The 12,053-nt window shown below is 53.8% G+C and carries 8 protein-coding genes; 7 read left to right on the forward strand and 1 reads right to left on the reverse strand.

All coding sequences use genetic code 11. The features are described from left to right. Positions 1 to 258, forward strand: coding sequence for a DUF2164 domain-containing protein (locus AC1DF0_RS07995; RefSeq protein WP_442049212.1), 258 nt, complete (start codon positions 1 to 3; stop codon positions 256 to 258). 15 nt (positions 259 to 273) lie between these two features. Here the strand turns inward: AC1DF0_RS07995 and AC1DF0_RS08000 are convergent, their stop codons facing one another. Then, positions 274 to 2,271 carry a beta-galactosidase gene (locus tag AC1DF0_RS08000; RefSeq protein WP_477573597.1) on the reverse strand — a complete coding sequence of 666 codons (1,998 nt, stop codon included), beginning with the start codon at positions 2,269 to 2,271 and terminating at the stop codon, positions 274 to 276. Positions 2,272 to 2,526: 255 nt separating this feature from the next. Between AC1DF0_RS08000 and AC1DF0_RS08005 the strand changes: the two genes are divergently transcribed. The 6 genes from AC1DF0_RS08005 (at position 2,527) to AC1DF0_RS08030 (ending at position 12,049) form a co-directional block, all read left to right on the forward strand. Further along, positions 2,527 to 3,480 carry an ABC transporter permease gene (locus tag AC1DF0_RS08005; protein WP_477573598.1) on the forward strand — a complete coding sequence of 318 codons (954 nt, stop codon included), beginning with the start codon at positions 2,527 to 2,529 and terminating at the stop codon, positions 3,478 to 3,480. 32 nt (positions 3,481 to 3,512) lie between these two features. Further along, positions 3,513 to 4,397, forward strand: coding sequence for a carbohydrate ABC transporter permease (locus tag AC1DF0_RS08010; protein ID WP_477573599.1), 885 nt, complete (start codon positions 3,513 to 3,515; stop codon positions 4,395 to 4,397). Positions 4,398 to 4,482: 85 nt separating this feature from the next. Then, complete coding sequence (locus tag AC1DF0_RS08015) at positions 4,483 to 6,081, forward strand: extracellular solute-binding protein (RefSeq protein WP_477573600.1); 1,599 nt, start codon at positions 4,483 to 4,485, stop codon at positions 6,079 to 6,081. A gap of 298 nt (positions 6,082 to 6,379) precedes the next feature. Next, positions 6,380 to 8,635, forward strand: coding sequence for a helix-turn-helix domain-containing protein (locus AC1DF0_RS08020; RefSeq protein ID WP_477573601.1), 2,256 nt, complete (start codon positions 6,380 to 6,382; stop codon positions 8,633 to 8,635). Between the two features lie 154 nt (positions 8,636 to 8,789). Beyond that, positions 8,790 to 11,378, forward strand: coding sequence for an exo-rhamnogalacturonan lyase family protein (locus tag AC1DF0_RS08025; protein ID WP_477573602.1), 2,589 nt, complete (start codon positions 8,790 to 8,792; stop codon positions 11,376 to 11,378). Continuing rightward, complete coding sequence (locus AC1DF0_RS08030; RefSeq protein WP_477573603.1) at positions 11,375 to 12,049, forward strand: DUF1961 family protein; 675 nt, start codon at positions 11,375 to 11,377, stop codon at positions 12,047 to 12,049. The genes AC1DF0_RS08025 and AC1DF0_RS08030 overlap by 4 nt, the downstream gene beginning before the upstream one ends. Positions 12,050 to 12,053: the final 4 nt, after the last annotated feature.

Consider the following 12,053-nt stretch of genomic DNA (forward strand, 5'->3'; position numbering starts at 1 on the left):
ATGCAAATCATAAAGCTGCCAAGAGAGCACATGGAACAAATGATCGGCAACATCCAGCAATTTTTTGAGCTGGAGCGTTCGGAGACGATCGGTGCGATCGCCGCCGAACAGCTGCTGGATATGATGCTGAAGGAGCTGGCTCCTTACGTCTATAACGGAGCAATTAACGACGCTCGCAAGGCCGTACTCGAGAAGATGCAGACCCTCGAGGACGAGCTGTATGCGCTTGAGAAGCCGACCATGACAAAGAGAAGCTAGTAGCTGGGATTGTCATTAACGCTCTTGAAAACGTATGATACGATATTCGTAGCTGCCGACGGTTAAAGGGCCGGCAGCTACACCCGTTTGCGTCAAAGCATCGATGCCGCCTTGCGGAAGCGTAACCGAGCCGCCGGCACCATTCATATTGACGATAACCCACAGGCGATAACCGTTGCCTTGCCTTGGCGCAACGACAGTGCCGGGCGTCACATCCGTCCTGAGCGTAAGGCCTGCCTCGCAAGCATAGTTGTTTATTAGCCTCTTCAGCATGTCATCCCCGTCTTCTCCCGCAGGCATGGAGCCGAGCAGCACAAGCTTGCCTTCACCGATTGCCCTTTCGGTAATGAACGAAAGCCCCGTCGCAGCGCCATGCCGTATCTTTCCTATCGATTTCGCGTTTGGCTCACGAGGTTCGAAGACAGCGCTCCACATGCCGAGCGAAGCAGAGAGACCGAACGCCTGTCCGATCGTCCCCGTCCCGTCCATTGGAAAGGTGTATACGGTCTCCACGCCTGCGAGCTTCTCCAACTGCCCAAGCGCTGCATCCGTATGAATCGTATGCTCCTCTGACCGCCCGCCAGTAAGTGGTCCGGCAATCCATATGCCGCCGTTCTTAACGAACGCAAGTGCACGCTCAAGGAAAACTGGCGATAGGGATGGCAGGAATGGCGTAAGCAACAGCTTGTAACCGTCTAGCTCCGCACCTTCCATAATAAGATCGCGATGAACACCCATCTCAAGCAAGCGTGAATAATAATCGGTAACCAAACCCCTGTAATTCAGCTTGCGCATCGGCTCCGTACGTATGAAAGCTTTCGCCGTGTCCGAATAGGTAATGGCTGCTTCAGCTTGCATTGGAACAGTTGCGAGCAGCAGCGGCTGAAGCTCCTCTTTGGCTAACGAAGCCTCCACCACGTTTTTAAAGCCGATCGTCGGTTTCCCCCATGCGCTTAATACGGAGCCATGCGGCTGCTCGCAGCCTGCCCGGTGCTGCCGCCAGTGCCAATAGCAGAATCCTCCCGCACCCAAAGCATAAGCAGCAACGGCCTCCGCTCTGACATACCCGTCCGGATGCGGAACGGAGCTGCTCTCCAGCGAGCCGCTATAGGAAGGGCTCGTCTCCATAATCCAGAACGGGGTTCCTCGCTTTACCGTTCTCCACAAGTCGCAATTGATTAGGTAAGCCGCATAGTTGCTGGCGGAAGCATACGTATCGTAAGCGGCAAAGTCGAGCCCACTGAACAGCTTTTCGTTGTCGATGTGAAAAGCGATGCTGCTATTGTGCGTTATTGGAGCGGTAGAGAAGCTTCTAATAATAACAGCTTGCTCAGATGCGAATTCCGCGATTTTCTCCATAGAAAACAGCTGGTACATCGTCTTGAGCGATGCGTTATGCAGGAAAGGTGTAAGTGCCGGCTGCGGTACTTGGTTAAAGGATTCGTAGCGCTGGCTCCAAATCTCCGTCCCCCAAGCTTCATTCAATCGCCCGATATGTCCATACCGTTCTTCCAGCCATTGATGCCATAATGATAGGCAGCCATCACAGTAACATTCCGCTACATGTGCTTTAAACTCGTTGTCGAGCTGCCAGCCGATTAAACCGGGCAAACGGCTTAACGATTGTGCGATATGCTTGGTAATCAAGGCGCTTCGCGTCCGGAAATAGCGGTTATTCGTGCAAAAATGCTGCCTAGAGCCATGCCCCATCACTTCGCCGCGCTCATTCACATGCAAGCGCTCCGGGTGGCCGTGGGACAGCCAGATCGGAGGCGTTGCCGTCGGCGTACACATAACGGTGTCTATCCCGTTGTTATGCAGCCTCTCGATGATTTGAGCAAAGAAGGTTACGTCTATAGCATCTTCCGAGGGTTCCATCTTGCTCCATGCAAATTCCCCGATTCGTACGACGTTAATGCCACACTCCTTCATCCAAGCGATATCTTGCGCAATCGATTCCTCCTCCCATAGCTCAGGGTACCAAGCAGCCCCGTAATACAGCTTTCGATTCATAATTCACGCCATCCCTCCTTAAATAGTCAGATTAACTTTAACGAATCAACTAAAGGCTTACAATTGGACTTTATTGTTTTGCTTCGAACTGCGGTTACGATACTTTTGCCGCGTTTGGACTTTCTTGGTAAAGGCGGAATATGAGGCAGAAAGCGACAGCTTCAAGAATGTCTAATTGCCGGAAATGAAAACCGGCTTGCATAATGGGGCTACACCGCTGACGAAGCGATGGATGACAACTGGAGGTGAACGAATATGAAGCAGTCTGCCGCACCCGTACTAGAGCGGCCATCTCCCGTATACCGGCCGAGCATGCTGCGCCGATTCAAGAAAGACAAGTGGCTCTATATTCTGCTGCTGCCGGGATTGCTGTATTTTCTCATTTTCAAATACGTTCCGATGTGGGGCGTGCTGCTCGCCTTCAAAAACTATCAGCCCTATACCGGCTTCTGGAAAAGCGAATGGGTCGGCACGATGCATTTCGAGCTGTTTTTCTCTAATCCCGAGTTTTTCATGTTATTGCGAAATACGCTCGTTTTATCGTTGTACAACCTTCTCTTTTTCTTTCCGGCGCCGATCATCCTGGCTATTCTGCTGAACGAGGTGCGGATCGCGCTGTTCAAACGGACGGTGCAGACGTTAATCTATGTGCCGCATTTTATATCAATGGTCATCGTGGCTAGCATGACTTACGTGTTCCTGACGACGCAGGGGGGGCCGGTCAATGAGCTGCTCTTCTCTTATACGGGACGAAAAATCGAGTTTCTCGCCAGTCCGGACTGGTTCCGTCCGATTATTATTTTGCAAACGATTTGGAAGGAATGCGGCTGGGGGACGATCATTTTCCTGGCGGCGCTGGCGGCGGTCGATGTGGAGCAATACGAAGCCGCGATCATGGACGGCGCCAATCGCTGGAAGCAAATATGGCATATTACGCTCCCGTCGATTAGAAGCACGATTGTGATCCTGCTCATCCTGCGGATGGGCAACGTGCTGGAGAATGGCTTCGAGCAAATATACTTGCTGCTTAATCCGCTTAATCGGGAGGCGGCCGAGGTGTTCGATACCTACGTGTACACGATGGGCATTACGCAGGGCGCATTCAGCTACAGCACGGCAGTAGGACTGTTCAAAGCAATCGTCGGCGTCATACTCGTGCTTGGCAGCAACTATTTGGCGAAGAGATTCGGACAATCGGGTCTTTATTAAGAAATAAAGAGCAACAGGAAAGGAGCTTGACCGTGGCCAAAACGTACCGATCCGCAGCCGGCACCGCATTCGACGTGTTCAATTATGTTTTCCTTGGCGTATTTGCCATCGCGGCGATCCTTCCGTTCATCTACGTCATTTCGGGTTCGTTCGCAACCGATGCGGAGCTGACGAAGAGAGCCGTATTTCTCATACCGGAAACGTTTTCCGTCGCAGCTTACAACTTTATTTTCTCGACCAACACGATAATGAAGAGCATCGGCGTCTCCATGTACGTCACCGTTATCGGTACGGTCGTTAATCTGTTTTTTACCGTTACGATGGCTTATCCGTTAGCGCGGCGCAGCCTGATGGGGCGAAATACGGTGCTGAATTTGGTTGTCTTCTCGATGCTGTTCGGTGGGGGCATGATTCCGACCTACCTCGTCATCCGCGAGCTTCAATTGATCGATTCGTATTGGGCGCTAATTCTGCCGGGCGCGATCAGCGCGTTTAACTTGATCATCGTCAAAAACTTTTTTCAAGAGCTGCCGCCGGGCCTTGAGGAAGCGGCCAAGATCGACGGCTGCACGGAGCTAGGACTTCTGTGGCGAATCGTTCTCCCGCTGTCCAAGCCGGTGCTCGCGACGTTTACGCTGTTTTATGCGGTAGGGCATTGGAACGATTTTTTCGCGGCATTACTTTATATCAACGATCCGATGAAATGGCCGCTGCAGGTGCTTCTTCGCCAAATCGTGCTGCTGTCGCAGGCTGCGGCAGGCGATATCAACGCGATGGACCCTAACTTCGTCAAGCCGCCGGACCAATCGATCAAGATGGCGGTCATCGTCGTCGGAACCGTCCCTATTCTGCTCGTATACCCGTTTTTGCAAAAGCATTTTGCCAAGGGAGTATTGATCGGATCGATTAAAGGCTAGGTCGTTACATCCTCTGCCGCCGCGAGCTTGAACCGCAGGCAGACGGTTTTACGATATAATACAACTAATTAAGGGAGGTACATGCATGAAAGGAAATCAAAAGAGAGCAAACAAATGGGCATCGATCGCGCTTGTGACGGCGCTTGCCGCCGGTACGCTAATCGGGTGCTCGGAGCAAAGTGAAGGAAACAAGGACGAAGCGCCGGGCAACAAATCGCCTGATGCGGTTCAGCCGGAAGGTGACCCAAAACCGGAGACGCCACTGAAATTGAACATCATGCTTCCGATATTCAAAACCAATTATCCGAAGGACGATAGTCCGGTAGCCGCCGAGCTGGAGAAGAGGACGAATACGGACATTCATTTCGAGTGGGTGCCGAACGCCTCCTACGTGGATAAGTTCAACATTACGCTCGCTTCGGGCAAGCTGCCTACGATCATGTATGTACCCGACGTGAAATCGCCAAGCTTCGTCAATGCGGCAAAATCCGGCGCGTTCTGGGAGCTTGGCGGTTATTTGAAGGATTATGACAACTTAAGCCAGGCGAATCCGGTCATCTTGAACAATTCCTCCATCGAAGGTAAAAATTACGGCATATACAGGGGCCGCGCGCTTGGACGGAACGGCGTTTATTACCGGAAAGATTGGCTCGACAACGTAGGGCTACCCGTCCCGCAAACGATCGACGATTTTTACAATATGCTGAAAGCGTTTAAAGAGAAGGACCCGGACAAGAACGGCCAAGACGATACGTACGGCCTCGTGCTCGTCAAGTGGACGGGCGGCTGGGCCAGCGGCTTCGACAACATCAAGCTGTGGTTCGGCGCGCCGAACAAATGGGGCGACAAGGACGGACAGCTTGTGCCCGAACATCTGACGCCGGAGTATATCGAAGCGTTGAAGTTTATGAAGAAGCTGTACGACGAGAAATTGATCAACCAGGATTTTGCCATCATGGATTCCGCAAAATGGACCGACCCGATCATTAATAACCAAGCCGGGGTCATCATTGACGTCATTGACGGCGCGGCCCGCGCCGACGATAAAATACACGCCGCGCTGGCGGCGGAAGGAAAAGACCAGCCGGACGTACACTTCATGGACGTGTTCGGCGGCGTCAAGGATGCGGCCGGCGAGCTGCATACGCTGCCGACCTCCGGTTTTGCCGGCATGCTGGCTATTCCGAAATCGGCGGTAAAAACCGAGGAGGAGCTGAAGCGCGTCCTGGCTTTCATTGAGCAATTGAATGCGCCGGAATTGCAGACGATGCTCGGATACGGCCTGGAAGGCGTACATCATACGATCGAGGACGATTCGGTTGTTGTAAGCAAGGATGCGGCTTTGATGGAATCCGAGGTAGAAGGCCTTAATCAAATGCTGACGTTCATTCCGGAGGATCGCGCGAAGAAGGTGAAGCAGACGCCTCTGCGTATCAAGCAAACCGAACTGCAGAAGGAGAACGAGCAGTACATCGTCTCGAATCCGGCCGAACCGTTCATCTCCCAGGTGTATACGGAGAAGGGCGCTCAGCTTGACAATATTTTGAACGATGCGCGGATCAAGTTCATCGTAGGACAGATCGACGAGGCCGGCTACCGCGCTGCGCTTGAACTGTGGAAGAAGAGCGGCGGCGATGACCTGATTAAAGAAATGAACGAGCTGTACGCGGCAAGTAAATCATAGGTTAACAATCGAATCATAGACAGAGTCCGGCGAGCAAGCATCCGGGGCTCTGTCTATTGCCGTAGTGCTTGGGAATCATTTCTTCGTCTTCAAGAATAAGGTCTTGTTCTCGAGGGCAACTGCGGTTTATTCTTGAACATAGAATTGAATGCGTTTACATATGGAAACATGCGCTGCGCGTAACACCATTTTGAAGTCGGTTGGTGAGAATATGCGATTTGAAAGGTTACGAAAGTTTTTTCAAAGAAACAGCGGTAAGGGGACAACGAAGGGAAGCTTTTATCGCAAAAGCTTGATTATGATCTTGATCGTGACGAGCATTCCAGGACTCATCACCGGCGCGCTCGTGTACGGGATGGCGGGAGGCAAGCTGAAGAGCGAGCTGCTGCAGATGCATAACAAGCAGATCGATCAGAGAGCTCGCAACATCGATGCGCAACTGACGAATTTGGAGCTCATGCTGTCGCATTGGGCGTTCGACACGAAATTCGATTACAGCCTTTCCAGCCGCAATTTTATCCAGGATTTCGAGAAGGCGCGCGACATCACCAAGACGCTGCTCGTTATGCAAGGCTCGAATACGATGAATAAGCTGGTCGGTCTATATCTGGGCGGAGAGGGGCAGCCCGTCCTGTTCGATCCCGAATACGGCATGATTTCCTCCGAGCAAGAGAAAACGACATACGACAGCTTGCTTCAATCAGGCAAAGTGGCGTATTGGACGGACATGTCCTTTAATGCCCAGCGTCCCCAGTCGAAAGAGCTGACGCTCGTTCATCAGATTCCGGGCGGAAGTCTAAAGCCGTTTGGCGCGCTGTATATTAGGTTGGACAACGAAAAAGTAGGCGATATGCTTCGCACGATGACGCCGTATGACGGTGGTAAAACCTTTCTCCTGCAGGATAACGGCAGTTTGTTTGCGTCTACCGGCGAAAGTGACTCCGAATCGGCGTTCGTCGAGCAGCTGAAAGAAGCAATCGCTGAGCGAGGCAAGACGGAGGATTCGTTTCTGCTCCAATGGAACGGAGCTACGTTCACGGTGACCTACGGCAAGTTCTCGCGCATTGCAGACAGCTGGACCTATGTGTCCGCTTCGCCGATATCGAGCATCACCGCGCCGGTCGTCTTTATTTCGAAGCTTATCTTCACGGTTAGCTTAAGCGCGTTGCTGATCGCGGCAATCCTTGCCTGGTTTGCGTCGCGCACCATCTATTCGCCGGTCAAGCGGCTTATGAACGTCCTGCTTGGAGAGAAAACTCTTGCGGATGACCCTGGGGACGAATTTTCGCTAATCGAGCGGCAATGGAACCATTTGAACCGCGAAAGCACGGAGCTCCATACGAGGTTGTCCGAACAGCTTCCATACGTGAAGGAGAGCTTTCTTCATCAACTGCTGCAAGGCTACCTGTACGCGTATTCGGAGGAGGACCTGCTCGAGCGGATGGGAAGGTACAAATGGGACGTAAGCAACCATCGTTTTATCGTCATATACGTGCAGTTGACCGGCATTGCGAGCTTGGAAGGGAAATTCAAATACGGGGACGAAGGTCTCGTGACGTTCGCCGCGGTAAATATGATCGAGGAGTTTGCCGCCAAACATTTCGAGCAAAGCAAAGCGATTAATTTCCATGATCTTGCCGCGGGGCTTCTCGTCATTGCGCCAAAGGATGATAGCTGCGAGGAGGAGCTGGCCCTGTTCGGCGAAGAGCTCACCCATGCGGTCAATTCCATCCTGAATATGCGGCTGACGATTGCGATCAGCGAGCCGTCGGATGCCGTTGCTCAAATTCCTCTGGCGTTCGAAGAGGTCAAGCATGCCGCCAATCAGCGTTATTTCAATAACGAAAATCAAATGATCGCGATGAGCCGGCTGCATGCGGTCGGAGAAGGAGCGGCCGAGCAGGCATATCCTTTTGCGCTCGAGCGGGAGTTCATTCAGGCGCTGCGCACAGGCCAGGAAAGCGATGCTTATGAGCTGCTGAGCGCTTTTCTAGCCGCTTTGTCGCAGGCGGGTGCGAAGGCGGTCGACGTTCAGCAGGGCATGCTGCATTTGCTCGGCAGCGTGCAGCATGCCATCATGGTATCCGGCATTCAGCCGAACCGCTTGTTCAGATGCGTCAATATGTACGAGCAGCTGTCGCAAATCAGGGAGCCGCAGCTCATTCTCGCCTGGTTCCAAAACAAAGTATGCGCGCCTTTTCTAGGAGAGCTCGGCAACCGATCGGATTATCAGGTGAAACGATTGATCGAGCAAGCGATGGTGTATTTGCAGCAAAATTACATGAAGGACGTGTCGCTCGACCACTGCGCGGATCATATCGGGATGAACCCGTTTTTCTTAAGCAAATCGTTCAAGCAGGTAACGGGCAAAAACTTCATCGATTATTTGACGGGGCTGCGAATGGAAAAGGCGAAAGAGCTGCTGCGGGAATCGGGACTCAAAATCAATGACGTCGCCGAGCAGGTTGGCTATCAGCATAGCTACTTCAATCGCATATTCAAGAAGCTGGAGGGCATGACGCCAAGCCGCTACCGCGAGCTTAGCCAATCATAGGTACTGGCGGACAATATAGTGCAAACGGGGACAAAATGTGCAAGTGCCGATTCGTTCTGCAAGCAATAATGTCTAATTGCCGGTAAGCGAGAGCCTCTATATGATGACCGTAGGTTGTACACATATGCTTAGGGGAACGAGGAGGCTGATTCGATTGTCATCGCCATTGTCTATCAAGCTTCGTTGGCTTAACGAGCCGGCGGCTTTAGCTGCCGGAGTTACGTGGGGAATTCCATGGAAGGAGGGCGAGCTGCGCCGGGACGAACAGCTTGTCCTGCACGCCGCGGACGGTAGCGGTCCGGTCGCGATGCAAAGCTGGCCGGCCGCCTATTGGCCGGACGGCAGCGTTAAGTGGTCCGCCCATGCGGCAGCGCTGCCGAGGGCGCATGAGGACGGCTATCGGGTTACAAAGGGGGTAGGAGCTTCCGGACCAGCGAGCGTCAAAGTGCGTGAGACGGAGGAATCGATTCTGCTTGATACGGGAGCGATGAGCTGTACGATACGCAAGCAAGGAAACAAGCTTATCGAAAGCATCGTACGAGGCGGGAGCGAAATCTGCAGCGGCGCAACGCTTGTATCGATTATGGAGAACCGAAACGGCGTTTCGGGCGCGACAACGATCCGCCAAGAACCTTTCCAAGGGCGCATCCGCAGCGTGACGGTTGAGCAAAACGGTCCGGTCAGGGCGGTCGTGAAGCTGGAAGGAAAGCACCGCGGCGGAAACTCCGGCAGAGAGTGGCTGCCGTTCTCCCTGCGTTTATATTTCTATGCCGGACTCGGGACGATCCGTGTCGTTCATACGTTTCAATATGACTGCAATCCAAACGAGGATTTTATTAAAGCGCTTGGCATTTCGTTCGCGGTTCCGATGAGAGGACCTTTGTACAACCGCCACGTCAGACTCGCGGGAGACAGCGGCTTCTTCAGCGAATCGCCGAAGACGCTGCATACGAGGCGCACGAAGGGAAAATACCGCGAGCTGTTCGAACGGCAGACGCAAGGTGCGCCAGTCGAGTTCGACGTCGAGGAGGATCGTTATTTCCTCGGCCTGCTTGACGACTCGGCTGTATGGGACGATTACAAGCTGGTGCAGCGATCGGCCGATCATTACGGCATCTGGAAGCGCACGCAGGCGCAATGCTGCTGGGTGAAATCAGCCGAAGGCAAGCGGGCAGGCGGCCTTGCATTCGCAGGCGGCGAAGGCGGGGGGCTTGCAGTCGGCGTTCGGGACTTCTGGCGGAAGCATCCGTCGGGCTTGGACATTCACGGTACGGCGGGAAGCGAAGCGTCCCTTACCGCATGGTTCTGGTCGCCGGACGGAGAGGCGATGGATCTGCGTCATTACGATACGAAGACGCATGTAGAGTCATCGTACGAAGGCGCGGAGGAGCTGCGGGCAACGCCTTACGGTATCGCTAATACGAGCGAGTTGACGGTATGGTGCGAAGAGGAAACGCCTTTGCCGGATCGGCTAAGGGCGATGCAGGAGCATGCGGATGCCGAGCCGCTCCTCGTATGCGAGCCGGAGTACTTCCATGAAGTGCGCGCATTCGGCCTGTGGAGCATGCAGGACAGAAGCACGCCGGCCAAAGCGATGCTGGAGGAGCGGCTGGACGGCATCGCGTCCTTCTACATGTCCGAAGTGGAGCAGCGCAAATGGTATGGCTTCTGGGATTACGGCGATTTCATGCATAGCTACGATCCGGTCAGACATGTATGGAACTACGATCTCGGGGGCTGCGCTTGGCAAAACACCGAGCTTGTCCCGAATATGTGGTTATGGGTCATGTTCCTGCGTTCTGGACGAGGCGACTTGTTCAGGCTTGCGGAAGCGATGACCAGACATACAAGCGAAGTGGACGTCTATCATTTCGGGGAATATGCCGGTCTAGGCTCCCGACATAACGTCGTCCACTGGGGCTGCGGCTGCAAGGAGGCGCGAATCGCGATGGCCGGCCTTCACCGCTACTATTATTATTTGACCGCTGATGAGCGGATAGGCGATTTGATGGACGAGGTGAAGGATGCCGATTTCTCGACGGTCAATCTCGATCCGATGCGCGCTTATTTTCCGAAGGACGAACACCCTACGCATATCCGAATCGGTCCGGACTGGGCCGCATTCAGCTCGAATTGGATGACGAGATGGGAGCGGTTCGAGGATACGGCCTATCGGGACAAAATTGTAACGGGAATCGATAACGTCAAGGATGCGAATTACGGATTGATCTCAGGACCGACATACGGTTACGATCCTCGCACGAGCAAGCTTACGCCGCTTGGCGACGATAACTGGGGCCGCCATCTCGCGATCTGCATGGGCGCGCCGCAAATATGGTTCGAGCTGGCCGCAATGCTTAAGGATCCCCAATGGGAAGCGATGATGGCCGACTTCGGCATCTATTACAACCTGCCGCAGGAGCGGAAAGACCTCATAACGGGCGGAGCGATCAGCCATGACAGCTTCCATCATCCGGTGCTGAGCATTGCGATTGCGGCATTCGGCGCTTATTACAGACAGGACGAATGGACGGCGCAGCATGCGTGGTCCGTACTGCTGGACAATCCGTTCGCCAAGACAGATTTGCGGAAGGAGGCGGAAACGGTGACGTATGTCGACTCCATAAGCGAGATCGATTGGATCAATACGAACGAAGCGGCGCAATGGTCGCTTAATACGATAATCAGCCTTGAGCTGATTCCGGAATGGCTGCCTGCCTCAGAAGCGGAGACGGTCCGATGATCCCGCCGGAGTGGAAGCTGCTCTATCATAATCCGCTTGCCGCTCCGGCAGACTTGGCCGACTTCCGGATGGAAGGGGAAGCAGCTATGTCGTTTCCGCTGGGGCAGCTGCGGCTGGAAAGCGCAAGGGACGCGGAAGATGGGCAAAAGGCGAATTTCGCCCTTTGGTGCCCGCACGACTTTCCGGCGGATATGGCCGTCGAATGGCAATTTCGGCCGATTCGGGAGCCGGGGCTGGCGATTCTGTTTTTTGCCGCTAGCGGCGCGGGCGGTATCGACCTGTTCGATCCGGCGTTAATGCCTCGCTCTGGCATATACGATCAATATCACAGCGGCGACATTAATGCGTTTCACATATCGTATTATCGCAGACGATGGGCCGAGGAAAGACAACTTCACACCTGCAATCTGCGCAAAAGCCGGGGGTTTCATCTGGCGGCGCAAGGAGCTGACCCATTGCCCTCCGTCTTGGATTGCCATTCCTCTTACGGGATGCTGCTCCTGAAGCGGGGACCGCGCATCGATTTTACGATTAACGGTCTGCCTATTCTCGCATGGGAGGACGACGGCGCGACCTTCGGTCCGCTGCTCGGAGCGGGCAAGATCGGCTTTCGTCAAATGGCGCCTTTTATAGCGGATTATGCGAATTTGAAAGTATTCGGCCCTAAGTAAGGAA

It is taken from the genome of Paenibacillus sp. 05T425 (assembly GCF_056396205.1).

Coding starts and splice junctions, on each gene's coding strand:
- AC1DF0_RS08030 (WP_477573603.1), top strand. CDS start 11,375: ATGATCCCGCCGGAGTGGAAGCTGCTCTATCATAATCCGCTTGCCGCT.
- AC1DF0_RS08015 (WP_477573600.1), top strand. CDS start 4,483: ATGAAAGGAAATCAAAAGAGAGCAAACAAATGGGCATCGATCGCGCTT.
- AC1DF0_RS07995 (WP_442049212.1), top strand. CDS start 1: ATGCAAATCATAAAGCTGCCAAGAGAGCACATGGAACAAATGATCGGC.
- AC1DF0_RS08005 (WP_477573598.1), top strand. CDS start 2,527: ATGAAGCAGTCTGCCGCACCCGTACTAGAGCGGCCATCTCCCGTATAC.
- AC1DF0_RS08020 (WP_477573601.1), top strand. CDS start 6,380: ATGATCTTGATCGTGACGAGCATTCCAGGACTCATCACCGGCGCGCTC.
- AC1DF0_RS08000 (WP_477573597.1), bottom strand. CDS start 2,271: ATGAATCGAAAGCTGTATTACGGGGCTGCTTGGTACCCTGAGCTATGG.